Genomic DNA, 26,249 nt, shown 5'->3' on the forward strand with positions numbered 1-26,249 from the left:
ATAATAATAATTTTATAATATCAGAGGTACAGTTTTTACATTATTGTAAAACAATCAGCAGAACAAATATGCTTTTTGCAATGTCTATAAAAATAGTCTACAAAAAATAGTAAGTTGATAATTTTGGACTTGCTATTAATATGCACACATAATAAATGAAGCCTTTGCAGTAATTTTGCCGCCTATAATATCTGATAGCTATAATATGTCCGAAAAGAATAAGGCAGTATTTCTGGACCGCGATGGCGTACTTAACCAGGAAATGGGCGATTATGTTTGTAAAGTAGAAGACTTTCATATCCTTGATAATTTTGACGCGCTGAAAGAACTGCAAGACCGTGGCTATTTACTGCTGGTAGCAACTAATCAGGGCGGCATTGCAAAAGGCTGGTACTCCGAAGACGAACTGGGCAAAATGCACGCGCTTCTTAAAACAAAGTACGCTGAACATGGCGTAGACATAAAAGATTTTTTCTATTGCCCGCATCACCCGTTGTTTACGGGCGACTGCGATTGCCGCAAACCAAAGCCAGGCCTATTGCTACAGGGGATTGAAAAGTACAATATAGATCCATCGAAGTCGTACTTTATAGGTGACCGTGAGCGCGATGTAGTTGCCGGAACAGCAGCCGGTGTCAAGGGAATTTTGATTGACAGCGACCAGCCGATAAGCACTGTGCTGGACCTCATAGACTAGTTTTCGCAAGTTCCTTTAAGTGCTGGTTTATAGCAGCCAAACACGCAAGTGAAACAATCGGGTATTAAACACGTTAAAACCGCATGGCCTTTTCGCGTTCAATTAAAGATCTTGACACGTTAATAGCTTGCGCCGCGGGCTTTTTCCTTATCTGCCTTTTTACGAGTTACAGCGGCATTGGCATCTCGCCAGACTCCATTATGTACACCAGCGCTGCCCGCAGTTTTGCTACTGACGGCTCGCTAAAAACGTTCAATCATATACCCATTGTAGATTTTCCGGTATTCTATCCATTGTTCCTGGGTTGCATAACGGTGATCTCCCGTATAGATCCCGTAGCTTTCGGCGCTGTGTTAAATGCCACACTGTTCGCATCGCTGCTGTACACCAGCGGGTGGATCATGAACCGGTTTGTGCCATCCTCACAGCTTTACAAATGGCTGATGCTGGTTGCCATAGCACTGAGCCCCGGCCTGCTGCAGATCTACTCCTATCTATGGTCAGAAACGCTTTTTATAATCGAGGTACTTTTCTTTATTATCGCCTTCAGGCAATATTTAAATACACATACGCTTAAGTGGCTGGTTATTGCAGCCGTTATAGCGGCGATCAGCTGTATAACCCGATATGCGGCGGTCACTATTGTGGGCACAGGCGGCCTGCTCCTGCTGCTGGACCGTACGCTTACCATCAAAAGGAAGATAGGCCACATAGTAATATACGGGCTGATATGTATTTCATTACTGGTTGCCAACCTGGTTCACAACGCGCTGGTAACCGGCACCGTAACCGGCCCGCGCGAACCATCTATAACGCCGTTTATAGACAACCTGTACTACTTTGGCACTGTGATGTGCGATTGGGCAGGCTTTACTCCCAATCAGTACTTCCTGGCTATACCGATTGCTTCGGTAATGTTGCTGGGTTTTATAGCCGCGCTTACTTATAACTTTTATCGCCGCCACCTTAACAGCTATGAGAACCTGGCTATTACCTTTTCGCTGGTTTACGGGCTGTTCATCATACTGTCGTCTACTTTCTCCCGTTACGAGCGGATAAACAGCAGGTTGTTGTCGCCCCTTTACCTTACTACGCTTTGGGGATATACCAGTTGGGCGTTGCTATGGTTGAAGACCATACAGATGAAACGTACGCGGATGATCGTAGGCGCGGTGTTCACGTTGTTAATGCTGGGCTTTTGCGTAAAAGAGTTCATTATAGATTATAAACGTTACAAGGACCAGGTAGCAGATGAATACGGCGCTCCTGGCTACACCGATAACAGCTGGGCAGAGTCGCCTATGGCCAACTACCTGCGCACCATGGACAAAAAGCTGTTTGACCCGAAAGTTATTGTTTATACCGACGCGCACGAAGCGGTATACTTTTTCTCGGGAATGTCCAGTTACCTGGTGCCGCATGTGTTCTTTAAAGATAACATCAAACGCTTTATGGATACCCGGAGGTTTTACCTTATCTGGTTCAAAGCGCTGGAGAATAAGGAGCTGATTACCCTGCCTGACATACAGAAACAAAAGAAGCTGCGCCTGATCAAAGACTTCGGCGAAGAAGGTGCGATATACGAGTACAACGGGTTGGACACTTTGAAAGGAAGCAAGTAGCTCTCGAAAAACGCACAAATATCTTCATATCATTTTGATTTAATAAACAACTGTCTATATTTGCAGCGCTTACCCATAGTTTTACTATATAAAAAATGGAACAGTACAAACAACATCATCTGCATCTGCACCATCACCGCCCGGTGATGAATAGATAATGTATGTTTCTACGTGAAATAACAACCCCATTTTTTTATAGTACCTTAATTCCAGCTTGTGAAAACACTAAAAATAGCGATCCAAAAATCGGGTCGGCTCAACGAAAAATCCGTTGAATTATTAAAGAATTGCGGCTTAAACTTCGAAAATTACAAAAGCTCGCTTATCTCCCCTGTCTCCAACTTCCCGTTAGAAATACTTTTCCTGCGCGACGATGATATCCCAGAATATGTTCAGGATGGCATCGCCGATCTGGGCATTGTAGGCGAGAACGTTATACAGGAAACAGAGGTTAAAGTAAGTTACCTGCAGCGGCTTGGATTCGGCAAGTGCTCGCTTAAAATCGCGGTGCCTAACAACACCGGCATCGAAAGCATTGGCCAGCTTAACGGCCGCTCGATAGCTACCACCTACCCGGTGATTCTTGGGAAGTTCCTGAAAGAACAAAACATTGTTGCTGATATCCGCACCATTTCCGGCTCCGTAGAAATATCACCCGGGCTGGGCCTGAGCGATGCCATCTGCGACCTGGTATCAACCGGTGGCACCCTGAAAAGCAACGGGTTAAAACCCTTTGCTGATGTAATGTCGTCTGAAGCGGTGCTGATCGGCCGCGCTGGTAGCGAGAACGAAGATTTGATACAGGAACTTATCCAACGCATTCAGTCAGTTTTACGGGCAAAAGAAACCAAATACGTGGTTTTGAACGTAGAACGCGATAATCTTCAGGCGGTAATTGCTTTATTGCCCGGCGTAAAAAGCCCGTCGGTGGTGCCACTGGCCGAAGAAGGTTGGGTAGCTGTACACACCGTGATACCCGAGCGCGACTTCTGGGATCGCATTAGTCAGCTAAAGCAAGCAGGTGCACAGGGCATTGTAGTAATGCCTATAGAGAAGATAATATTGTAGTATAGAGTTTGCAGTGGCAGTTTGCAGTAATGTGCAAAACTTGCACCAACTGCAAGCCAAACCTCAATCGTAGATGAAGATTTACAGTTACAAAGATTTAAAGTCGACCGATATTACCAGTGTTGTTCAACGCAATGTTGACCCTGCTAACGAGATACGTACGCTTGTCGAAGATATCATAGACAATGTTAAACAGCATGGCGACAGCGCTTTGGTTGACTACGCCAGCAAGTTTGACAAGGTGCTGTTAGAGAAGCTATACCTGGATAATGCCGAACTGACCGAAATAGCTGCTGCGGTATCTGCAGATCAGCAAAGGGCGCTGCAAACGGCTTATGACAATATCTACAAGTTCCACCAATCACAGGTAAAAACAGAAGATAAGGTGGAAACCATGCCGGGAGTAACCTGTTGGCGCGAACTTAGGCCGATAGAAAAGGTTGGGTTATATATACCAGGTGGCACAGCAGTTTTACCATCCACCTTTCTGATGCTGGGCATCCCGGCAAAAATTGCCGGCTGTAAAGAGATAATTGTTTGCTCTCCACCGCAAAAGAATGGTAAGGTGAATGCCTTTATCGCCTATGTGGCCTTGATGCTGGGTATTGATAAGGTATACCTCGTTGGAGGTGCGCAAGCCGTAGCAGCAATGGCTTACGGTACTGAAACCATCAGCAAGGTAGATAAGATATTTGGCCCGGGTAATCAGTTTGTAACCAAGGCTAAAACTATAATACAAAGCACAACAACCACCGCCATAGATATGCCTGCGGGCCCATCGGAAGTGTTGGTTATTGCAGACGAAACTGCAAACCCGGCCTATGTAGCTGCGGATCTTTTGGCGCAGGCTGAGCACGGAATAGACAGCCAGTCGGTGTTGGTAAGCACCTCTCAGCGGTTGATCGACGCGACGCTGCTGGAGGTAGAAAAGCAATTACAGGTGCTGCCAAGGGCAGAGATTGCACGCCAGGCAGTAGATAACTCTTACGCGGTGCTAACGAATAACCTGCTTGAGGCTATGGAATTCAGCAACCAATATGCCCCGGAACACCTGATATTAGCAACCGATAATTGGGAGCAAGTAACACCGGAGATCATTAATGCCGGATCTGTTTTCCTCGGGAACTTAACACCGGAAAGTGCAGGTGATTATGCATCGGGCACCAATCACACACTGCCAACCAGCAGTTACGCGCGGGCTTACTCAGGGGTATCTGTAGATTCATTTGTAAAGAAGATCACTTTTCAGCATTTAACAGAACAGGGCATCCAAAACATTGGTCCATCGGTAGAGATACTTGCCGAACTTGAAGGGTTGCACGCGCACAGGAATACGGTTTCAATCCGCCTTAACAGCTAGAAAGCTTTAGTACGAGAAACGAAGACGATAGTGAAACTGAAGCCGATGCTTGGGTTTGATAATTAAAGATGTAAATAAACCGTCATTGCGAGGTACGAAGCAATCTCTACACATGCTAGTAGAATTGAAGCAGTGAGATTGCTTCGTACCTCGCAATGACGAGCAAAAGATGAAAGATGTTTGATATAAATAACCTTCTCAGGGATAACATTAAACGCCTTGTACCCTACTCGTCTGCACGGGATGAGTTCCAGGGAGAGGCCAGTGTGTTTTTAGATGCTAACGAAAATGCCTTCGGCTCGCCGCTGGTACAGGCGTTTAACCGCTACCCGGATCCGATGCAGCACCAGGTTAAGCTGCGCCTGAGCCAGATAAAAGGTGTGCCTGCCCGTAATATTTTTTTAGGTAACGGCAGCGACGAAGCTATCGATGTGCTATTCCGCAGTTTTTGCAACCCGGGTGTAGATAACGTAATTATCGTCCCACCCACCTACGGCATGTACGAGGTGTCAGCCAACATAAATGATGTTGCTATAAAAAAGGTGCTGCTTACAGATGGATATCAATTAAACCTGGAAGGCATTGCCGAAGCTATAGATGATAACACCAAGCTCATCTTTATCTGCTCACCCAACAACCCTACAGGTAACTCCATCAATCGTGATGATATAGAAACGTTACTGGCAAATTTCCATGGCATAGTAGTAGTTGATGAAGCTTACATAAACTTTAGCCGGCAGAAAACCTTTATACAGGAACTTACCGAATACGCCAACCTGGTAGTATTACAAACGCTTTCAAAAGCGTGGGGGCTTGCAGGTTTGCGCGTGGGTATGGCGTTTGCCAGTGAAGAGATTATTGAAGTTATGAATAAGGTTAAGCCACCTTATAACATTAACGAAGCATCGCAAACACTTACTTTGCAGGCACTGGCCAATGTAGAACAGGTAAATGCCTGGATAAAAGAAACGCTGGAACAGCGCGACAAACTGGTGCTTACCTTAAAAGACATGACCTTTGTGCGTGACATCTACCCTTCCGATGCTAACTTTATCCTGGTAAAGACAACCGATGCTAAAGGTATTTACAACTACCTGGTAGATAACGGTATAATTGTGCGAAACCGCAATAACGTAGAGCTTTGTGAAGGTTGCCTGCGCATTACTATAGGCACGCCGGAAGAAAACAATAAACTGATAGCTACTTTACAACAATATCAATGAGCCAATTGCAAAAAGTTCTGTTTATAGACCGCGACGGCACACTTATTAACGAAACGCCTGATGAGCAGATAGACTCATTTGAAAAGCTGACCTTTTACCCGGGCTGCCTGCAATACCTTCCAAAAATAGCTGCAGAATTCGGCTATGAACTGGTAATGGTAACCAATCAGGATGGTATGGGTACCTCGTCATTCCCGGAAGATACTTTTTGGCCGGTGCACAACTTCATTATTAATACTTACGAGAACGAAGGTGTACATTTTACGCGTCAGGCTATAGATCGCACTTTTGCAAAAGATAACCAACCAACGCGTAAACCGGCTACGGGCTTGCTTACGCAATACCTGGATGCTACCAGGTACGACCTTGCAAACTCCTTTACCATTGGCGACCGTAAGAACGATATTTTACTGGCCCGTAACCTGGGTGCAAAAAGCATTTGGTTAAATAACCGCACCGGCTTAGGTGACGGGGAGTTTGATGCCGGCAGTGATAACCTCGCCGATGTTATAGCCTTGGAAACTAACAGTTGGAAAGACATCTATGAGTTCTTGAAATTAGGCAAACGTGTGGTAGAACACCGCCGCGCAACTAAGGAAACCGACATATACATAAAGTTAAATCTGGATGGTACCGGCGATGCGAAGGTTTCTACAGGACTGCACTTTTTTGACCATATGCTGGACCAGATAGCCCGCCACGGAGGCTTCGACCTTACCGTAGAGGCAAAAGGCGACCTGCACATAGACGAGCACCATACCATAGAAGATACCGGAATTGCATTAGGCGAGGTTTTTGCTTTAGCACTAGGCAACAAAATGGGGATAGAACGTTATGGTTTTTGCCTGCCCATGGACGATTGCCTTGCACAAGCAGCCATTGATTTTGGCGGCCGTAACTGGATAGTTTGGGACGCCGATTTTAAGCGTGAAAAGGTTGGAGATGTACCTACCGAGATGTTCTACCACTTTTTTAAATCGTTTAGCGATGCGGCAAAGTGCAACCTGAACATAAAGGCAGAGGGACAAAACGAGCATCACAAAATAGAGGCGATATTTAAAGCATTTGCCAAAGCTATTAAAATGGCTGTTAAGCGGGACCCGGATAAAATGGTTTTACCGAGTACCAAAGGGCTGCTTTAACCCCCTAGCCCCTTAAAGGGGGGAACCAGGACTTAATCCTTTAAACGGTTTACACGTTAGCAAAATGGATAACGAAAATAATAAAGAAGAAGCTCAAGAGCTCCCCCTTCAGGGGGTTGGGGGGCTTGGCATCATACGCTACGGCGCCGGCAATATCTTTTCGCTTACCGCGGCGCTAGACCGCCTTGGCGTAAGCTATGGCATGATAAATACCGAAGAAGACTTCGAAAAGTACGATCGTTACATCATTCCGGGAGTTGGGCATGCGGGCGCTGCAATGGCTAAACTACAGCACACCGGTTTAGTACCCAAAATAAAATCGCTTAACAAGCCTACCCTGGGTATTTGCGTTGGCATGCAATTACTTACAGCTTACAGCGAGGAAGGCAGTGCCGATCTGTTGAATCTTTTTCCGATCAAAACGCTTAAGTTTCCGCATAGCGAAGGATACAAAGTACCCCACACCGGCTGGAACCAGGTATTTACAGAGAAAGACAACCCACTTTTTGCCAATATCCCGTCGGGGAGCCATTTTTACTTTGTACATTCATACTTTATTGAGTACGATAAGCTATATACTTTATCATCAACAAATTACATTAACAAGTTTTCGGCATCAATTTGGCATGATAACTTTTACGGAGTGCAGTTTCACCCCGAGAAGTCAGGTGTGTATGGTGAAACCTTATTAAAAAACTTTGCAAATATTTAAACACATGTACATTATCCCCGCAATTGATATTCTGGATAAAAAGGTTGTTCGCCTGCGTGAAGGTGACTACAGCCAGGTAACCGAATACGACGTTACACTGGAAGAGATGATAGAAAGGTACCAGAGCAACGGTACAAACTTCATCCACATCATCGACCTGAACGGCGCCAAAAACGATTTCAGCAATCAGCAATACCTGTTTGATGTAATACAGAAAACAGACATGAAGGTTCAATACGGCGGCGGTATACGCAGCATAGATAAGGTTAAAGAACTTATTGATTCTGGTGTGCACCGCGTTATTGTAGGCACACAAGCACTTACAAATCCATCATTCCTGCCTGATCTGAGCAAAGAAATTTGTGGCCGCGACAAATGCAGCGACCAGGTGGTAGTTGCTATTGACGTGCTGGACGAGGTGATAAAATATTCCGGCTGGATGGAAAGCTCGCCAATTAAGCTAATGGACTACGTAGACAAGTGCCTGGCGCTGGGTTTCTTCCGTTTCCTGTGTACGGATATTAATAAAGATGGAAAGTTGGGCGGTGCAGGTGTAGAGCTTTACAGCAAATTGTTGGATCATTCACCATTCATTAAACTGATCGCCTCGGGTGGTGTAAGCTCAATGAGCGACATAGAGCAGCTTAGCAAAATAAAGGTAGAATCGTGCGTGGTAGGCAAAGCCATATATGAAAACCGCATCAGCATAGAAGACATCAAGAACTGGAATCTGGAAAGCTTGATGTCGATATAAAGCAGCACCCCCCCAGCCCCCTGAAGGGGGAGTTATTATTTGCACGTTGTTCAACAAATCATGAGTAAACATTTATTTCTAGGTGCAGGTCCGGAGATATTTGAAAATGCGAAAGGATTGCGTTACAACATGACCCAGGCTGAGACAGTACTTTGGGGACATTTGAAAGGAAATCAACTTGGGGTACGGTTTAGGCGGCAGCATCCATTGGGCATTTACATAGCAGACTTTTACTGTCATCAGCATAAATTAATAATTGAACTTGACGGAAAAATCCACAACCGACAGGACATTGCAGCCAATGATATTATCAGGCAACGAAGCCTGGAGTCTGATGGCTTTAAGGTAATCCGATTTACAAACAACCAAGTATTTAGTCAACTAGAAAGAATTTTGACCACTATAAAAGAAGAGTTAAGCTCCCCCTTCAGGGGGCGGGGGGGGTTATCTAAAAGACTTATCCCCTGCCTCGACGTTAAAGATGGCCGCACTGTAAAAGGTGTCAACTTTGTTGACCTGCGCGATGCCGGCGACCCGGTAGAGCTTGCCTGGAACTATTCGCAGCAAGGTGCCGACGAACTGGTGTTCCTGGACATTACAGCAACGGTAGAACGCCGTAAAACCATGGTAGAACTGGTAAAGTCGGTTGCCCGGCAGATCAACATACCTTTTACCATTGGGGGCGGTATAAACGAAATAGCAGATGCAGATGCACTGCTAAATGCAGGAGCAGACAAGATATCGATCAACTCGGCTGCAGTACGTAACCCGGCGTTAATAGATGAACTGGCAAGAGCATTTGGTGTTCAGTTCGTGATCGTTGCAGTAGATACCCGTGTAATGGATGGCAAAAATATTGTACACCTTAATGGAGGACGCTTGCCAACTGAAAAGGAAACACTGGACTGGATATTAGAGGCTGAAAGCCGTGGTGCTGGTGAAATACTGCTTACCTCTATGGACCATGACGGCACAAAAGGCGGATTTGATAACGGCCTTTTAAAACAGGTGAACCAAGTTGTAAATATACCCGTGATCGCGTCGGGTGGTGCGGGTTCAGTACAGCATTTTGTGGACGTGTTCCATCAGACGGGTGTAGACGCTGCTTTGGCAGCATCTGTCTTCCATTACGGTGAGATACTGATACCGGATTTAAAAGCGACCCTGAAACAAAATAACATCGAGGTGCGGATTTAAACGCACCTGCCCGTCATTGCATCGTACCGCGCAAAGACAGAAACTGAAAACAAAAATGAATATCAATTTCAATAAATCTGACGGCCTTGTGCCTGTTGTAATACAGGACGAGCAAACCCTTGAGGTGCTAATGCTGGGCTACATGAACCAGGAAGCGTATGATAAAACCGTTGAGGAAAATGTCGTTACGTTCTTCTCACGCTCAAAGAACCGCTTGTGGACCAAAGGCGAGACGAGCCAAAATTACCTGCACGTTAAAAGCATAGATATTGACTGTGACGACGATACACTGCTGATAAAAGTAAAAGCGGATGGGCCAACCTGTCACACAGGTTCGCGCAGCTGCTTTAAAACAGAGTATAATCAAAACTTTATAAATCAACTGGAAAGTATCATTGCCGACCGGTATGAAAACCCACAGGAAGGATCCTACATCAATAAGTTGCGTGGCAAGGGCTTAAATAAGATCGCTCAGAAGGTTGGCGAAGAAGGTGTAGAGACAGTAATAGCAGCCCTTGCAGAAACAGAAACCGATCTGATCAACGAAGCTTCAGACCTGGTTTTCCATTTGCTGGTACTATTAAAAGAGAAGAATCTTAGCCTGGCAACCATTGCCAAAAACTTAGAAGGAAGGCACAAATAAAGCCTATGAACGCTCAGAAACTATCGGAACTTACCGGCCACGGCAATCCTATCTTCAGCATTGAAATGTCCCAGAAGCCCGGAATATTGTTCAGCGGTGGCAATGATAAGGGGCTGGTGGAATGGAGCCTTAGCGACAATGCATTTATTAAAGTGATGTTTCCAGTGCCGGCATCAATCTACGCCATACACTGCCCGGTTGGCTTTCCGCTGATGTTTGCAGGATTACGCAACGGTGAGGTGCTGGTGTTCAACTTTGTTGAGCAGAAGATAACACACAGGCTGCGGCATCATCTAAAGCCAATATTTGATATAAAATCGATCTCTCAGAAAAAAGAATTACTTGTGGCTTCAGAAGACGGGTCGGTTTCGGTATGGAACATGGACAATTTGGAGCTTCTGCACACCATTAAGGTTTCTAACGATACCGTGCGATGCATAGCCATAAGCCCGGATAAAGAGCAGGTAGCACTAGGCTGCCGCGACGGCCGTGTCATGACCTACGACGCGATCGATTACGCACCTGTTAAGGCACTTATTGGCCACACAATGGCAGTTTTCACTCTACAATATTCACCCAGCGGTAATTACCTTATTTCTGGTAGCAGAGATGCACAGTTGAAGATATGGGATACCGATAATTCATCGCTGATCACCAGCGTTGCAGCACACATGTTCGCGGTAAATCACATTGTTTTTCACCCTACCCGGCCGTACTTCGCAACGGCCAGTATGGATAAAAGCATTAAGATATGGGATGCAGTCGAATTTAAACTGCGCAAGATCATTAGTCGCGAAAAAGGCTACGAGAGCCACGCTTTATCAGTTAACAAGCTTGTTTGGGATGGCGATAAGCTGCTGTCCGCGAGTGACGACAAGAAGATCATCACCTGGAATATAGAGTTCTAGAAAAAACGGCGAATACTGTGCAGTTGATGGGTGTGACGTTTTAAATCCTTCGAGTATATCCCCTCATTATCTATCGAGTCTATTTTTACCTTTCCCGAAGCATGAATAATCTGACCGTTGTTCAGCAATATACCAACGTGTGTTATTTTACCTTCCGGATTATTGAAGAAAGCCAGGTCGCCCAATTTACCGTTCGACAAGGTTTCTACAGTTTCTCCTTGTTGCGCCTGTAAAGAAGCATCCCGTTTGATGTTGGTGCCGCACAAGCGATATACCACCTGGGTAAAGCCCGAACAGTCTATACCAAAATGTGTACGCCCGCCCCACAGGTAAGGTGCATTCATAAACGATTTCGCAACATTAGCTATATGGTCCCGCTCTCCTATCTCGCCTATAATTTCGAATTTTTCATTTCCTATAAAACAGGTAGTGCCTTCTAAAAATGCAAGTGAGCTGCCTGCTGCCAGGTATATTACCGTATTATCCTCTATCTTCCAGGCCTGTGTAATAGGCTTGTGAGTTAAGGGTGCAGGCTTACGCTGCAGGTTTTGGTAAGCCAAATGGCCCAGCATTACAAACTGCAACCTGTCAACCCAGCCCGTGTAGCTATCAAACGCCGTTTTAATCCTCGCCCACTTGTTTGTCCATTCTAAAATCTCGAAGGTCTCGCCAAATAAAAGTTGCGATACCAGTTCTGCACGGTCGCTGGGTTCGGCGCGCAGCGGCACAATAGCAATATTACAAATGCCGTATTCCATTAGGGTTATTAAGAAACAATGTTGTTATTCAGCGTTATATAGTGCAATTTAACAAAAAAGGGAAGACATATTTTGCCCTCCCTTGTAAAGGTTATTCGTTTTACTATTAGCCGTTCATGTGCAGCCAATCTTTTTTGGCAAGCAGTTCTTCTTCAGTTTCACGTACGTCTTCGTCATCAACGCAGCAATCAACAGGGCAAACAGCAGCGCACTGTGGCTCGTCGTGGAAACCAACACACTCGGTGCACTTATCAGGTACAATGTAATATATATCGTCTGACAAAGCTGCCTGAGCTTCTTCTGCATTCAATGTATTGCCGTCGCCAAAATCTATAACGCCACGCAGGTCCGTACCGTCAGAAAAACGCCAGGCGGCACCGGCATCGTAAATAGCATTGTTAGGGCACTCTGGTTCGCAGGCCCCGCAGTTAATGCATTCATCGGTGATTATGATCGCCATATTCTTTTTATTCTTATTATCTCAATAACTTTGCCCCAACTGTAATGGGCTCGCAAATATAACAAAAAAACCATTTAAGGGTTTAGCTACAACACATATATATGTCAAAAATAAGCACCGATAGTGTAATAGATACGTTCTCTGAATTAGGCAGACGGCTTGCAACTCCTGACGATGAACTGATGGACATTATCAACTCCGAAAGGTACCATAATGCCTGGTTTACACCCGAAAGTGTACTTTCTGCCGTACAGGCGAATGGCGAGATGCTGAACCGCGCAGATTTGGAAACATGGCTTCAGCGTTATCCTGTTCAAAACCATCAGCCTAAAAACATCGGCCTTATACTGGCTGGCAATATACCGCTTGTTGGCTTTCACGATGTGCTTTGCGTGCTGCTCAGCGGGAACAACACCCTTATCAAAGCCTCATCTCAGGATGCTCGTCTGATTAAGTACGTGCTGGACCTGCTTGTACAAATAGCAACACACTACCAACAACAGTACAGTTTTGTGGAACGTCTCACAGATTTCGATGCTATTATTGCCACCGGCAGCAATAACAGTTCCCGATACTTTGATTACTATTTTGGCAAAGTACCCAACATCATCCGCAAAAACCGCAACAGCGTAGCCGTGCTTACCGGCAATGAGTCCACCGAACAACTGCACGCACTAGGCCGCGACATATTTGACTACTTTGGCCTGGGCTGCCGCAACGTATCAAAGCTGTTTGTGCCTGAAGGATATAATTTCAATCACTTTTTTGAATCTATTGAAGTATATAACACCATCATCCATCATCATAAATACAACAACAATTACGATTACAACAAATCGATTTTTTTGGTGAACAGGGATGAGCACCTGGATAATGGATTCCTGATGCTTAAGCAGGACGATCGACTTACTTCGCCTTTGGCAGTAGTTTTTTATGAAACCTACAGTGATGTTAAAGCGCTGAACGATAAACTTTCCGGCCTTAGCGATCAATTACAATGCATTGTTACAAGTACACCGCTTAACACCAGTAATCAAATAGTTGATTTTGGCGAAAGTCAACACCCCAAACTGTGGGACTACGCTGATGGTGTAGATACTATGGAATTCTTAACCGGCTTGAGGTAAAAGCAGAAAGCGAAAAGCGAATGACCGCAATGTCGGTTAAAAAAGATAAATTTGCCTGAAGGCTTTTTCACCTTTGGGTTGAAGCTTTACACAAGCAAACATGTACATTATAAAAGTAAAAGGCGTCGCCAAAATACCTGATTACGTGCAGTTAAGAGACGATAAGTTTACCTTGCTGGCGTACTTTAGGGTAGACAGGCCCGAAAAATCATTAGATAAGGTTGGCCTTGGGGACAAACACGATTACATAATGGAAATTGTAAGGGACCTTCCCTTTGGGCAAATTTTAAAACTGGAGCTATAAAAATAAGATGATCGGTAACTCTATAATAAAACTGAACAACGTTGATATCTTTCAGCAAAAGCACCTGGTGTTATCAAACGTAAACCTGCATATAGATAAAGGCGACTTTGTTTGGCTCATAGGCCAAACCGGATCTGGCAAGAGCAGTTTGCTTAAAGTTATCTATGGCGACCTGCTTGTTGCAAATGGCACAGGCCACGCCTGCGGTTACGAACTAAGTAAACTAGCCAATAAAGACATCCCTTACCTCCGCCGCAAGCTAGGCATCGTTTTTCAGGATTTCCAGTTGCTTACTGATAGGTCTGTAGAGCAGAACCTGCAATTTGTACTGCGTGCCACAGGCTGGGATGATAAAAAACTTATTGGTGACCGCATACTGGACGTACTGGAAAAAGTAGGACTGCGTTCTAAACTAAAAAAGATGCCACATGAGCTTTCGGGCGGCGAGCAGCAGCGCGTGGTAATTGCCCGTGCCCTGCTTAACAACCCTGAGATTATACTGGCAGATGAACCAACAGGTAACCTGGACCCGGATACATCAGAAGAAATAGTTTTACTGCTGAAACAGATCAGCCAGATGGGGACAGCTGTTGTAGTAGCCACACACGATTATCACATCATCCGTACCTTCCCGTCACGTATAATTAAATGCGAGAGCGGGAAAGTACTTGAGGATGTGCAGATAGCTTAACAGTTGTAGTGCTAACCTCCAGTCTTAATGACACATGGAGTAGAGCAAACTGACAACTGCGCATTGCACACCTGCAAACATAACATACAACTTTAAAAATCTACTGACACGCTGTCGGGTTTAACCTGATGGAATGAAACTTGATTAGCACTATACATGAATTTTAACGACATGTTGAAGAAAAAAAAGAAGGAAAATTCAGAAGCGGAAAATACTGTGGACATGGAAAACACAACCCCTCAGACAGATGAGCAGGACGAAAACCAGCAAGCGGAGAACACCGAAGAAACCCCTTCTGCAGAAGATAAATTTAAACAGCAGTTGGGCGAAGCGAATGACAAATATTTGCGCCTATACGCTGAGTTTGACAACTTCCGCCGCCGTACAATAAAAGAACGCGAAGAAGCCCGCAAAACAGAAGGTAAGGACGTAATTGTTGCTCTGTTACCTGTACTTGACGATTTTGAGCGTGCTCTTCGTGCTATGGAAAATGCAACAGAAGTGACTTCGGTAAAAGAAGGTGTTGCATTGATACAGCATAAATTAAAGAACATACTTGCTGCAAAAGGCTTAAAAGAGATGAGCTCGGTAGGCCAGCCATTTGACGCTGATTTACACGAGGCTATCACCAGCATACCTGCACCAACAGATGACCTGAAGGATAAAGTAGTTGACGAGATGGAAAAAGGTTATCAGCTCAATGATAAGGTTATCCGTTTTGCAAAAGTAGTTGTAGGAGCATAATACAATTGGTGAGTCACTAAGCTGGAATTAATGGTTAAGCCAGGCAACTGAAAGGCTCAATCATTAAACCGTTAAGCTCATTAAATTCACTAAACGATATATTAAACAAGTGACAAGGGATTATTTACTGATTCACCTATTCACAATCATTAATTTAAAAAATGGCTAAGAGAGATTATTACGATGTGCTGGGTGTAAGCAAAGGCGCAGATGCCGATGAAATAAAGAAGGCATATCGTAAGATGGCTATAAAATATCACCCGGATAAGAATGAGGGTGACAAAGCTGCCGAAGAAAAATTTAAAGAGGCAGCCGAGGCTTATGAGGTACTAAGCTCGCCTGAGAAGCGCCAGCGGTACGATCAGTTTGGCCATGCAGCCAACGCATCATCAGCTAACGGTGGAGGTTACGGCGGCGGCAACATGAATATGGACGACATATTCAGCCAGTTTGGCGATATATTCGGTGGCGGCAGCCCGTTTGAAGGTTTCTTTGGTGGCGGTGGCGGCCGTCAGGGAGGCGGTGGCCGTCGCGTAGCACGTGGCAGTAACTTACGCATTAAAGTGCGCCTGACATTGGAAGAAATAGCCAACGGTGCCGAAAAGAAAATAAAGGTAAACAAGCAGGTAGTTTGTAAAACCTGCGATGGCAGCGGCGCAAAAGATAAATCATCTTTCTCAACTTGTAAAACCTGTGGCGGACAGGGTTCTGTACGCCGGGTTACCAATACTATACTGGGCCAGATGCAAACCACCAGCACCTGCCCTACCTGTAACGGCGAAGGAAGCACCATTACCAACAAATGTAATGTTTGCCATGGCGACGGTGTTGTACGCGGTGAAGAGACCATTACCATAAACGTACCAGCCGGTGTAAGCGAAGGCATGCAACTGAGCATGAGCGGCAAGGGTAATGCTGCCCCACGTGGCGGTGTACCGGGCGACCTTATCATCCTAATTGAGGAAGTACCACACGAGACCCTTAAACGTGATGGCAATAATGTAATATACGACCTGCACGTGAACTTTGTTGACGCTGCGATAGGTACCAGCGTTGAAGTGCCAACCATTGATGGTAAAGCAAAAATAAAGATTGAACCAGGCACCCAGGGCGGTAAGATTCTCCGTCTAAAAGGTAAAGGCGTACCGGAGGTGAACTCTTACCACAGAGGCGATCAGCTGATACACATTAACATCTGGACACCGAAAGCCCTGAGCCGTGAGGAACGCGAGATGCTGGAAAAATTACAGAACTCGCCTAACTTTAAACCCAACCCGGGCAAAAACGAGAAGAGCTTTTTCGAACGGATGAAAGAGTACTTTGAGTAAAAAATAGAAGAAGGTAAATAAAAAGGGCCGCTGTACTTACAGTGGCCCTTTTTATTTTATAAGTAGTTACTAAAATATAAACCTGAAACCAAGGCCAAATCTTGCCGCATTGAAGTCTGAGTTGTCGCCAACATAAAAAGCCGGGCGCCAGTCAAATGATAAGTCGATAGGTGCGCTACCCAATTTGTAATCTAAACCGGCCATCGGGCGGATATAGAAATCGGTACTACCACTGCCAAACCCTAATTGCGGACCAATACCCAAATACCAGTTTAAGCCTGCAGCATTACGAATCTTGTCCTGGTACTGATAGTAAGCTCCAAGAAAAGTTTGGTCGCCACCAAAGGTTAACTCGGCCTGGCCAATACCGTTTCGGGTAAAATTGTGCCTTATAGCCGGACCAACCAAAGTTGATCCGTCGCCAAAATCAACTGTTAAACCTGCTGACGTTGCGCCAGTTTGTGCTTTAGCAACGTTGCCAAAATACAGGAATCCTACTGCTAATAATAAAAATACTTTTTTCATAAATTAATAGATTGATGTATAAATAAACAGTCAAACTTTAAACAACTTTCATGATATATGTTTTTTATTTTTTTACATTAATCTGCATCTACGCACTTATTTCGCCATAATTAGAGTTAAATTGAACATCTTCTGCTTATTAAATATCTATTGGGATGAGCAATTTTATTCATCATTATTCCTCTTAAAAGTTGTAACATTAAGCATTCACAACTATCTAATTCCACAAATCACACACACATGCTAAGCATTAAAAACATTGTTAAGCAGTATGCCGGTCATCGCGCTTTAGATGATGTAAGCCTGGAAGTTGAGAGCGGCAAGATCTTCGGCTTGCTTGGCCCAAACGGTGCAGGTAAAACGTCTCTCATCCGCATTATTAACCAAATTACCGCTCCGGATTCAGGTGAGGTTTATTTCAACGGCGAGAAGCTCAATCAATCGCATATAGAACGTATTGGTTATTTGCCCGAAGAACGCGGCCTGTACAAAAAAATGGAGATAGGCGAACAGATGATCTACCTGGCGCGCCTTAAAGGATTAAGCCGTACCGACGCAACTGCAAAGCTTAAATACTGGTTCCAGAAACTGGATATGGAAAGCTGGTGGAAAAAGAAGATAGAAGAACTATCTAAAGGTATGTCACAAAAGGCGCAGTTTGTGGCTACGGTACTTCACGAGCCGGACCTGATCATCCTGGATGAACCTTTTAGTGGTTTTGACCCGGTAAACGCTGAACTCATCAAGAACGAGATACTTGAACTAAATAAAAAAGGCGCAACCATATTATTCTCCACCCATAGGATGGAGTCGGTTGAAGAACTTTGCGATTCTATTGCCCTTATCCACAAATCGCATAAGATCTTGGACGGCCGGGTAAAGAACATCCGCCACTCTTACCGTAATGATACTTACCTGGTAGAGTACACCGGTGAAAAATTAAGTTTTGACGGCTCACAACCTTTTAGCATTATAAACGAAACTGCCGGCGACGACAGCTACATTGTGAAAATAAAGCTGGAGAACAGCACCGCCAATGAGGCACTGCAATACCTGCTGCCTAAAACCCGCATTAACATGCTGCAGGAGGTTATCCCGAGCATGAACGAGATCTTTATTGAAAAAGTAAATCAAATAGCCTAAGCCATGAATAAAGTATTACTTATCATCCAGCGCGAATACGTTACCCGTGTACGCAAAAAGGCTTTTATTATCATGATTTTTGTTGTGCCTGGCCTTATAATTGGCATGAGTGCAGTAATTGGAATGGTAGCTAAAAACAGTCAGGAACTGCAAGACCAACAGATTGTTGATATAATCGATGAAAGCCACAATTTTGAGACCAAGCTTACTGATGGCAAGAACATCAAGTTTAAACCATCGGCGCAAACGCTTGCTCAGGAAAAAGCATCCTTAAAAGACAATGAAAATCTCTCGGTACTTTACATTCCTGCTGATTATCTGGAGAAGAACAACATTCAGATTTTTTCAAAAAAGAAACCCTCTATGATGCTCACCAGCGAAATAGAGAACCAGATGAACACCATTGCTGCTACGAAAAGCATGATAGAGCACAATATAGACCCTGCCCTGCTTAAAACCATCAACAGCAACAAGGTTACCATTTCTGCCAAGGAGGTTACTGATGCCGGTACTAAAGATGCCAACGTTGGCGCCAGTATGGGTGTGGGTATTGCTTGCGCTATTATCATTTACATGTCGCTGTTCATCTATGGTGCACAGGTAATGCGCGGTGTTATTGAAGAAAAAACAAGCCGCATTATAGAGGTGATCATCTCGTCAGTAAAACCGTTCCAATTGATGCTTGGCAAGATCATAGGTGTAGGCTTGGTTGGTTTAACACAGTTTGGTGCCTGGATAGTGTTGTCGATAGTTGCAACTAAAATAGCCGGGCACACGCTTTCCGGTCCTGGCACGGGCATGGTAGGCTTTCTTAGTACAATAGCTACAATACCATTCGGCTACATACTGGGTTGCTTCCTATTTTACTTTATCACAGGCTACCTGCTGTACAGTGCATTATTTGCGGCAGTTGGTTCTGCTGTAGACAGCGAGACGGAAACGCAGCAGTTCATGTTCCCAATTACTTTGCCGTTGCTGTTCACCTACCTTTTGTCAGTTTCGGTATTGTTTCAGGCGCCGGATAGCACGCTGGCAGTTTGGCTATCCATAATCCCGTTTACCGCACCTATAGCTATGATGGTACGCATACCCTTTGGCGGTGTGCCCGACTGGCAGCTTGGCCTATCTATGGCTCTTATGGTGGCCGGATTTCTGTTCACCACGTATGTAGCAGCGCGTATTTACAGAGTTGGCGTGCTGATGTATGGCAAAAAAGCAAGCTTTAAAGAACTGTCTAAATGGTTCTTTTACAAAGAGTAGCAACCACCTTAACCATTCATAATTCAAGATCCCTGCAAAACTGTTGCGGGGATTCTTTATTTTTAGGCAATGCCACAGGAAAACACACCCAACAACATCCCCCACCGTGTAGCCGTAATGGACCTCGGTACCAATACTTTTCATCTACTTATTGCCGAGGGCACCCCCGACAATATAAAAGCGGTATGGCACCAAACAGAAGCCGTGAAAATTGGCGAAGGCGGCATTACCAAAGGCATTATACAACCTGCAGCTTTTGCGCGGGGAGTAAAGTGTATGGAGCAGTTTAGGCAGCAGATAAGTGATAGCGGCGCAAACACTGTACGCGCAATAGGTACGTCGGCATTACGCAACGCCGCCAATAGCCAGGACTTTATTGACAAGGTACTGCAAAAAACCGGCATACAAATAGAACTGATAACCGGAGAACAGGAGGCCGCGTACATTTATAAAGGCATTGCAGCCAGCGGCTGTTTGACTGATGAGAATGCCCTCATAGTAGACATCGGTGGAGGCAGTGTAGAGTTTATTTTTGGCAACCGTAACGAAATATTGTGGAAGCAAAGCTTCGAAATAGGCGCAGCTAGGTTGATGGCCATGTTCCATCAGAAAGATCCTATCCCGGTGCAGTCCATTAAGGAAATGTCGCGTTATCTTACGGGAACGCTCACCGGCCTTTTTATGGCGGCCATTGAATTTAAACCTACTATACTGGTAGGCTCGTCAGGTGCGTTTGAAAGTTTTGCGGAAGTGATCGAAACTGAACAAGGCAGGCCATTTAATCCGCGACAAACCAAAACTTACGACTTTGATACCGACGACCTGCTCGGCCTGATAGAGCGCATTGCAAAATCAAACCACGTTTGGCGTGCTGGTAAAAGAGGCATTATCCCGGTGCGTGTAGATATGATTGTCTCCTCCAGTTTGCTCACCATCTTTATCATGCAAAAGCTTGGGTTGGTAGATGTAAGCATGTCTACCTGGTCGCTTAAAGAAGGCGTTATGGCCGAGATGCTGGCTTAAAATATCCTCTTAACTTTGTGCAATAAACGTTTGTACAAGGGCGCTCGTTTAACAACAACAACTTCTCCGAGCATCATGCGCGTGTCTGGCTGTAAGATAATGGTATAGTCGGGTTGGACAGCGTTGATCAAGGGCACTTCAATAGTCTGATAACCAATAAAGCTTACTACAAGTGTGCCGTTGTTAACTGATGATGACAGAACAAATGAACCATCTGCGTTGGTAAGCGTGCCGGTAGAGGTGCCTTTTATCCTAATAGCAACACCAGGTATGGCGGTCTTATCGTTACCATCGATAACTTTGCCTTTTATAGTGATTCGCGTGGTTATAGAATCTGCTAAAGCGATCTCTTTGCCCCCACTTTTTGGTGCTGCACTTTGTTCTATAGCTAAAATCGTTTTTGCTTCCGCCTTGGCCGAAGGTATAATTGAGATCAACGAAGCCGCAGCTACTAACCCTTTCCATGAAAAAGAACGTGGCGTGTCTTCAACCAGGGTGTTGATCCTTTTGAGTTGATGCGGGCTGAACCTGCCGCAAGCCTTGCCGGGTGTTTGGATGTATTGAACAACCTCGGTATCGGTCATGGTCGTGAAATCAACTACGTTTTTATTGCATTGCAGGCAATGGCGACCATTGTCTGTCGGTGTCATTTCCTGCCAGGAAGCGGAACAAGGATTGGGAATGCTAATGTGTTGAAAAGGCTGCATAATGTTCGTTTTATTACAAGATGCAGGCAGCGCAACAATTCCATAAAATATTTAAACATTTTTGTATTACAACCCGATAACGCAAGTACCGAAGCCGATAACAAGCACTAGCACAGCGCTGAGCAGGTACTCTTTTGGTCGGGAGAAAATAGCAATGACAAGGCAGACGAAAACATGAGCGGCTATAAAAAACGCGTCGAAAAGAAGAAAACCGTACTGGTGATTATAATCTGCCCCATAGATTATTCTGAAAGTTAAAGTATAAACAACCAGGATAATCAGGTTGACAGCGATGACCGTAGGTACAACCTTAGATGGTGTTTTTGGTGTCTCTTCCATACATCACATCCCGGCCAGCGAAGCCACGCAGGTAGAAAAGCCAACTACCAGTAACAAACCGGCTGCCAGTGCCCAGGCTGCTTTCTTTTGAACTATCGCCAGTATAAGGCATGCGATAATATGTAGTATAAATACAGGGAGTGCAGAAAATATATTACCTGCTATTAAGGCAGACAAGCCACAATAAACAGCGAAGGCTAAAAGATTATAACCTACTATTTTCATCCCGCCTCCTGAACTCTTTTTGGGCGGAATCATGCCCGGTGTAATGTGTGGCTGTTCCATATCTATATAGCCATTTCGGCCCTTAATTGTTCAAGGTACGGCCGTTTGTCGTCCCGGTAAAATATGTTCATTGTTTCAAAAGGAATAATCTGCATGTCTTTGTTCACAATGTGTACGCATGATTTTTTAATAGCACGCACATCAAAGTTCTGCGCATCTATAAATTGCATGATAATCACCCTGAATAAATTGTCGTAACCCAACTCTGGCGCATCTATCTCGGGCAGGCAGCACATGATAGATTTCAGGTGCTCTTTCGCCTTATCCACCGAATTGCCAGTGCTGAACATGTTAAGCAGGTGTCCTTTCAACCGTTCATCCTGTTCGTAAACAATGGTGTTCTTAGAATTGTCGAGCAAATCATCCGGGTTGATCATCCGCGTAAGCGGGAAAACCTCGCCACCAAGTTTAAGCGCGTAGCCCATCACCAGTGCATCAGGGTTGCAGGGCACAGGTAGCAGATCGTTAGCGTTAAATATGTTGGTTTGCTCCAGTATAGCACTGCGCACTTCAGTAAGCGTATAACGGTCGGTTTGCTCATTAAAATTTTCCAGCCGGCCGGCTTGCTGCGTAGGCTGAAAGGTTACGCCACGTACACAGGGCTGCTTTAGGGCATACTCTATTATTTCACCTATTTCGTCGGTATTAAGGCCTTTTTGCAACGTTACTACCAGCGTAGTGCTTACGTTGTGCTTGTTAAGGTGCTCAATCGCTTTTGCCCTTACATCGCGCAGGTCCTCTCCCCTTAATTCCATTAATGCTTCTGCTTTAAAAGAATCAAACTGTAGGTACACCTCAAAGTCTGGCTGGTAAGTTGCCAAACGCTTTACAAAGTTCTCGTCTTTCGCAATGCGGATGCCATTAGTATTCAACATCAGGTGGCGGATGGGCTTGGTTTTAGCAATATCCAGTATCTCAAAAAACTGGGGGTGAACGGTTGGCTCGCCGCCGCTTAGTTGCACCACGTCTGGCTCACCTTCATTCTCAACAATAACATCCAGCATTTTTTCTATTTCTTCCAGCGTACGGTGCCTTCCATAATGTGGCGAGGACATTGCGTAGCAGGTTGGGCAGGTGAGGTTGCAACGGTCAGTAACCTCAACAACAGTAAGGCAGGAATGCTGCTCGTGGTCGCGGCACAGGCCGCAATCGTACGGGCAGCCATAGTGCGTTTCGGCGTTAAACTTCAGCGGCATTTCGCTGCGCTTTGCGTAGTTGCGGCAGTTTTTATAATATTCAATATCCGTAGCAATCAGCACCCGCTCGAAACCGTGCTGACGGCAGTTCTTAAGCATATACACCTTGCCATCCTCAAACACAATCTTGGCGTCGACACGCCTTAAACAGGTAGAGCAAATGCTTTGTGTAAAATCGTAGTAGATATATGGGCGCTCAGGCATGTTTGGTTACGAGTTTTGATGGGTAGATAAAAACTTTATAATAATACAAAATGCCTGCGATACAAACCAATTGAATTACCGACAGTCCGAAACTAAAAAAGAACGCAGGCTTAATAAATTCGATACCGAGGCGAAACAGCAGGTACCCGGCCATAAACAGCTTGAACCTGGCGCCATTAGCCAGTGTATAGCGGCGTTCTAATAGTTGCAAACTAACCCACATCAGCAGCCAAAATAGTATTTCATATAAATTGGTAGGGTGCCTGCGTATACCGTCGCCAAAGTTAATGGCCCACGGCAGGCTGCTTGCTACGCCGTAGGTACCATCTTCCAACCCGGCAAAAAAACATCCTGTACGGCCGATGATCATGGCCAGTATAAGCGGGTAAACCATTAGGTCGCCGGACGATACCGTAACGCCGATGCGTTTTTTAACAAGCTCTACTCCTATCAATCCGCCCAGCATGCCGCCTACAATGGTCTTATTCCCCATAAAGTAAATAAGGTTCATTTTACTTAATGCTTCGGGGTTCTCCAGTACGCCCACCAGGTGCGAACCCAGGAAAGCGCCGAACGCCGCACCAATAAAAATGAGCATGCGCTTGTTATCGTCAATACTGTCGTGCGTGTGCCTGCGCAGGTAAGCATAATAACGGTAACCCAGGAAATATGCCAGCGTTTCGCAAACAAAGTGCACGGGAACAAAAGAATGTCCTAAAGGAATATTTACAGGAAAATGCACGTGCGCTTTTTTGCACTAAAGTATCTATTGTTTGCTGATTTTGTTGGTTCCGGCCTAAAAATGTTCCCTCCCCTTTTGTATCTTGCTTCGCTTTAACTGATCTTATGAAGAACAAACTTACCTGCACCGCGCTCTTGCTGTCGGCGGCGCTGATCGCTAATGCCCAAAAGAAAAGCCCGCTGGATACCATCACCAGCAACTACGTGCCATCGGCTTTGTTTTCCACTACGCCGTTTACCGAGAAAGGTAATGAGTTCCATTCTACAAATGGGGATCCCGGACCAAAATACTGGCAGAACCGTGCCGATTACCAGCTGAACGTTAAGCTGGATACCGCAAGTAAAACCATCAGCGGAAACGCTGCTATCACCTATACCAACAACAGCCCCGATGCTTTGCGATACTTGTGGCTGCATGTAGAGCAAAACACTTATAAACGCAACGCGCGGTCTAACTACGTTACCGGCGCCGCAGCGGCCGAACATACCGAGGGTTATGTAATAGAATCGGTATCGATGATGCAGAATGGAAAAAGCATTAGCCTGCCCTATGTAGTAACCGATACCCGCATGCAGGTGAGGCTGCCGGCAGCAGTAACTGCAAAAGGCGGTAAGATCACGTTCGTCATCAAATATCATTATACCATTCCCGGGGCGTTTGGCGGCCGTACAGATTACACCGACACCAAAAACGGCAAGATATACGAGATAGCTCAGTTTTATCCGCAAATGTGCGTTTATGATGATTCGCTCGGATGGGACACGGCGCCTTTCCTGGGCAGCGGCGAGTTTTACCTGGAGTATGGCGATTTTGATTATAAAGTAACCGTGCCGTATGACATTATAGTAGCCGGTGCAGGCGAATTGCTCAACCCTACTGAAGTACTGACCGCCACACAGGTAAACCGACTTTCGACGGCACGCAACAGCGACAATACGGTAATGATTCGCACCGCTGCGGAGGTGAACAGCCCGGCATCCAGGCCGGTAAGTAAAGGCACGCTCACCTGGCGTTTCAGGATGCTGAATACGCGCGATGTTGCCTTTGGCGCATCCAAAGCATACATTTGGGATGCAGCCAGAGTGAACCTGCCGGGCGGAAAGAAATCCCTGGCGATGTCGGTTTACCCTGTAGAAAGCCAAGGCAACGAAGCCTGGGGCCGCGCAACCGAGTACCTGAAAAAATCGATAGAATACTTTTCTGAGAAGTGGTTTGTTTATCCTTATCCTACTGCTATCAACGAGGCTGGTATAGCAGGCGGAATGGAGTACCCGGGCATCGTGTTCGACGGTATTAACGATAAGGGTAAAGAGCTCTACTGGGTTACTGCGCACGAAATTGGCCATAACTGGTTCCCGATGATAGTGGGCAGCAACGAGCGCCGCTTTGCCTGGATGGACGAAGGCTTTAACACCTTTATAGACATCTACGCATCAGACAACTTTAATAAAGGAGAATATGCACCAAAGCGCGACGGCGAATACGCGCCAGGCGGCGGCAATCCTGCCGACGAGATCATTCCATCAATCCTAGACCCTGAGTCGCCTACCATTATGACACAGCCGGATGCAATACCGGAAAAGTTCCGCCACCCGCTTACTTATTTTAAACCGGCATTTGGTATGGTATTGCTGCGCGAACAAATACTGGGCAAGGACAGGTTTGATTACGCTTTCCGCAATTACATACATAAATGGGCTTACAAGCACCCGCAGCCCGATGATTTCTTCCGCTCAATGGAGAACGCCGCCGGTGAGGACCTGGGCTGGTTTTGGAAAGGCTGGTACTATAACAACTACAAGCTGGATATTGCACTGGTTGACGCGAGGTATACAAGTAAGGACCATACTAAAGGCATCCAGATAACAGTAGCCAACAAGGAAGCGATGGCCATCCCATTTACCGTAGAAGTAAAGTTTAAGGATGGCACCAAAGAGCGCACCTACTTCCCGGTTGAGAGCTGGTTACAGTTGAAGGCGTTTAATTTTACGCTGCCAACAACAAAAGATGCAGAAAGCGTAATCATTGATCCGGATAATGCGCTACCGGATATAAACAGGAAGAATAATATGAGGAAGTTGTAGGGC

At 45.4% G+C, this 26,249-nt stretch carries 28 protein-coding genes and 1 pseudogene; 21 read left to right on the top strand and 8 right to left on the bottom strand.

Annotated features, from left to right (window positions below; all coding sequences use genetic code 11):
* The first annotated feature begins 205 nt into the window (after positions 1-205).
* The 12 genes and pseudogenes from DYU05_RS07600 (at position 206) to DYU05_RS07650 (ending at position 11,326) form a co-directional block, all read left to right on the top strand.
* A complete protein-coding gene (locus tag DYU05_RS07600) occupies positions 206-697 on the top strand; it encodes a D-glycero-alpha-D-manno-heptose-1,7-bisphosphate 7-phosphatase (RefSeq protein WP_117382351.1) in 492 nt (163 codons plus the stop codon).
* An 83-nt stretch (positions 698-780) separates the two neighbouring features.
* Complete coding sequence (locus DYU05_RS07605) at positions 781-2,319, top strand: hypothetical protein (protein ID WP_117382352.1); 1,539 nt, start codon at positions 781-783, stop codon at positions 2,317-2,319.
* Between the two features lie 216 nt (positions 2,320-2,535).
* A complete protein-coding gene (gene hisG, locus DYU05_RS07610) occupies positions 2,536-3,387 on the top strand; it encodes an ATP phosphoribosyltransferase (protein WP_117382353.1) in 852 nt (283 codons plus the stop codon).
* A 73-nt stretch (positions 3,388-3,460) separates the two neighbouring features.
* On the top strand, positions 3,461-4,747 hold the full coding sequence (gene hisD, locus DYU05_RS07615; protein WP_117382354.1) for a histidinol dehydrogenase: 1,287 nt from the start codon (positions 3,461-3,463) through the stop codon (positions 4,745-4,747).
* 176 nt (positions 4,748-4,923) lie between these two features.
* Positions 4,924-5,970: a histidinol-phosphate transaminase gene (gene hisC, locus DYU05_RS07620; RefSeq protein ID WP_117382355.1), complete on the top strand. Its 1,047-nt coding sequence runs from the start codon at positions 4,924-4,926 to the stop codon at positions 5,968-5,970.
* The gene (hisB, locus tag DYU05_RS07625) at positions 5,967-7,112 is read left to right on the top strand and encodes a bifunctional histidinol-phosphatase/imidazoleglycerol-phosphate dehydratase HisB (RefSeq protein ID WP_205771817.1); all 1,146 of its coding nucleotides are present in this window, start codon (positions 5,967-5,969) and stop codon (positions 7,110-7,112) included. Before hisC ends, hisB begins: the two co-directional genes overlap by 4 nt.
* Positions 7,113-7,176: 64 nt before the next feature.
* Entirely contained in the window at positions 7,177-7,824 is a 648-nt protein-coding gene (gene hisH / locus DYU05_RS07630; protein ID WP_117382356.1) for an imidazole glycerol phosphate synthase subunit HisH, read from the top strand.
* Positions 7,825-7,828: 4 nt separating this feature from the next.
* Positions 7,829-8,578: a 1-(5-phosphoribosyl)-5-[(5-phosphoribosylamino)methylideneamino]imidazole-4-carboxamide isomerase gene (locus tag DYU05_RS07635; protein WP_117382357.1), complete on the top strand. Its 750-nt coding sequence runs from the start codon at positions 7,829-7,831 to the stop codon at positions 8,576-8,578.
* Between the two features lie 60 nt (positions 8,579-8,638).
* Positions 8,639-8,983: pseudogene (locus DYU05_RS21320) on the top strand (endonuclease domain-containing protein); the annotation flags it as partial.
* Positions 8,981-9,775, top strand: a complete 795-nt coding sequence (gene hisF / locus DYU05_RS07640; RefSeq protein ID WP_235853999.1) for an imidazole glycerol phosphate synthase subunit HisF — start codon at positions 8,981-8,983, stop codon at positions 9,773-9,775. The pseudogene DYU05_RS21320 and the gene hisF, both read left to right, overlap by 3 nt.
* A gap of 16 nt (positions 9,776-9,791) precedes the next feature.
* Positions 9,792-10,418 (top strand): bifunctional phosphoribosyl-AMP cyclohydrolase/phosphoribosyl-ATP diphosphatase HisIE, encoded by a 627-nt coding sequence (gene hisIE, locus DYU05_RS07645; protein WP_262511252.1) that lies wholly within the window; start codon positions 9,792-9,794, stop codon positions 10,416-10,418.
* Positions 10,419-10,423: 5 nt separating this feature from the next.
* Positions 10,424-11,326, top strand: a complete 903-nt coding sequence (locus tag DYU05_RS07650; protein WP_117382360.1) for a WD40 repeat domain-containing protein — start codon at positions 10,424-10,426, stop codon at positions 11,324-11,326.
* Here the strand turns inward: DYU05_RS07650 and DYU05_RS07655 are convergent.
* Together DYU05_RS07655 and DYU05_RS07660 are read right to left on the bottom strand one after the other, a co-directional pair.
* Positions 11,323-12,084, bottom strand: a complete 762-nt coding sequence (locus DYU05_RS07655) for a C40 family peptidase (protein WP_117382361.1) — start codon at positions 12,082-12,084, stop codon at positions 11,323-11,325. The two genes, DYU05_RS07650 and DYU05_RS07655, sit on opposite strands and share 4 nt — an antisense overlap.
* Positions 12,085-12,190: 106 nt before the next feature.
* Entirely contained in the window at positions 12,191-12,544 is a 354-nt protein-coding gene (locus DYU05_RS07660) for a 4Fe-4S dicluster domain-containing protein (protein WP_117382362.1), read from the bottom strand.
* 101 nt (positions 12,545-12,645) lie between these two features.
* On the opposite strand from DYU05_RS07660, the gene DYU05_RS07665 reads away from it, so the two are divergent.
* The 5 genes from DYU05_RS07665 to dnaJ all read left to right on the top strand — a co-directional run bounded on the left by DYU05_RS07665 (position 12,646) and on the right by dnaJ (position 16,738).
* Positions 12,646-13,671, top strand: coding sequence for an acyl-CoA reductase (locus tag DYU05_RS07665; protein WP_117382363.1), 1,026 nt, complete (start codon positions 12,646-12,648; stop codon positions 13,669-13,671).
* A gap of 100 nt (positions 13,672-13,771) precedes the next feature.
* Entirely contained in the window at positions 13,772-13,975 is a 204-nt protein-coding gene (locus DYU05_RS07670; RefSeq protein ID WP_117382364.1) for a fructose-6-phosphate aldolase, read from the top strand.
* Positions 13,976-13,982: 7 nt separating this feature from the next.
* The gene (locus tag DYU05_RS07675; protein ID WP_117382365.1) at positions 13,983-14,666 is read left to right on the top strand and encodes a cell division ATP-binding protein FtsE; all 684 of its coding nucleotides are present in this window, start codon (positions 13,983-13,985) and stop codon (positions 14,664-14,666) included.
* 156 nt (positions 14,667-14,822) lie between these two features.
* Positions 14,823-15,410, top strand: coding sequence for a nucleotide exchange factor GrpE (locus DYU05_RS07680; RefSeq protein WP_235853971.1), 588 nt, complete (start codon positions 14,823-14,825; stop codon positions 15,408-15,410).
* 161 nt (positions 15,411-15,571) lie between these two features.
* On the top strand, positions 15,572-16,738 hold the full coding sequence (gene dnaJ / locus DYU05_RS07685; protein WP_117382366.1) for a molecular chaperone DnaJ: 1,167 nt from the start codon (positions 15,572-15,574) through the stop codon (positions 16,736-16,738).
* A 69-nt stretch (positions 16,739-16,807) separates the two neighbouring features.
* On the opposite strand, the gene DYU05_RS07690 is transcribed toward dnaJ, so the two are convergent.
* Positions 16,808-17,263, bottom strand: a complete 456-nt coding sequence (locus DYU05_RS07690; protein WP_117382367.1) for a hypothetical protein — start codon at positions 17,261-17,263, stop codon at positions 16,808-16,810.
* A gap of 240 nt (positions 17,264-17,503) precedes the next feature.
* Between DYU05_RS07690 and DYU05_RS07695 the strand changes: the two genes are divergently transcribed.
* The 3 genes from DYU05_RS07695 to DYU05_RS07705 all read left to right on the top strand — a co-directional run bounded on the left by DYU05_RS07695 (position 17,504) and on the right by DYU05_RS07705 (position 20,689).
* Positions 17,504-18,406, top strand: a complete 903-nt coding sequence (locus DYU05_RS07695) for an ABC transporter ATP-binding protein (RefSeq protein WP_117382368.1) — start codon at positions 17,504-17,506, stop codon at positions 18,404-18,406.
* Positions 18,407-18,409: 3 nt separating this feature from the next.
* Positions 18,410-19,666 (top strand): ABC transporter permease, encoded by a 1,257-nt coding sequence (locus tag DYU05_RS07700; protein WP_117382369.1) that lies wholly within the window; start codon positions 18,410-18,412, stop codon positions 19,664-19,666.
* A gap of 69 nt (positions 19,667-19,735) precedes the next feature.
* Positions 19,736-20,689 (top strand): Ppx/GppA phosphatase family protein, encoded by a 954-nt coding sequence (locus DYU05_RS07705; protein ID WP_117382370.1) that lies wholly within the window; start codon positions 19,736-19,738, stop codon positions 20,687-20,689.
* Here DYU05_RS07705 and DYU05_RS07710 read toward each other — a convergent pair.
* The 5 genes from DYU05_RS07710 to DYU05_RS07730 form a co-directional block, all read right to left on the bottom strand.
* Positions 20,686-21,396 carry a carboxypeptidase-like regulatory domain-containing protein gene (locus tag DYU05_RS07710; RefSeq protein ID WP_117382371.1) on the bottom strand — a complete coding sequence of 237 codons (711 nt, stop codon included), beginning with the start codon at positions 21,394-21,396 and terminating at the stop codon, positions 20,686-20,688. The two genes, DYU05_RS07705 and DYU05_RS07710, sit on opposite strands and share 4 nt — an antisense overlap.
* Positions 21,397-21,462: 66 nt before the next feature.
* Complete coding sequence (locus DYU05_RS07715) at positions 21,463-21,735, bottom strand: hypothetical protein (RefSeq protein ID WP_117382372.1); 273 nt, start codon at positions 21,733-21,735, stop codon at positions 21,463-21,465.
* Positions 21,736-21,738: 3 nt separating this feature from the next.
* Positions 21,739-22,020 carry a hypothetical protein gene (locus DYU05_RS07720; protein ID WP_117382373.1) on the bottom strand — a complete coding sequence of 94 codons (282 nt, stop codon included), beginning with the start codon at positions 22,018-22,020 and terminating at the stop codon, positions 21,739-21,741.
* A 2-nt stretch (positions 22,021-22,022) separates the two neighbouring features.
* The gene (locus DYU05_RS07725) at positions 22,023-23,420 is read right to left on the bottom strand and encodes a radical SAM protein (RefSeq protein ID WP_117382374.1); all 1,398 of its coding nucleotides are present in this window, start codon (positions 23,418-23,420) and stop codon (positions 22,023-22,025) included.
* Positions 23,413-24,162, bottom strand: coding sequence for a prolipoprotein diacylglyceryl transferase (locus DYU05_RS07730; protein ID WP_117382375.1), 750 nt, complete (start codon positions 24,160-24,162; stop codon positions 23,413-23,415). Before DYU05_RS07730 ends, DYU05_RS07725 begins: the two co-directional genes overlap by 8 nt.
* 104 nt (positions 24,163-24,266) lie before the next feature.
* On the opposite strand from DYU05_RS07730, the gene DYU05_RS07735 reads away from it, so the two are divergent.
* Positions 24,267-26,246: a M1 family metallopeptidase gene (locus tag DYU05_RS07735; protein WP_117382376.1), complete on the top strand. Its 1,980-nt coding sequence runs from the start codon at positions 24,267-24,269 to the stop codon at positions 26,244-26,246.
* The last annotated feature ends 3 nt before the right edge of the window (positions 26,247-26,249 follow it).

Source organism: Mucilaginibacter terrenus, from assembly GCF_003432065.1.
Lineage (GTDB): Bacteria > Bacteroidota > Bacteroidia > Sphingobacteriales > Sphingobacteriaceae > Mucilaginibacter > Mucilaginibacter terrenus.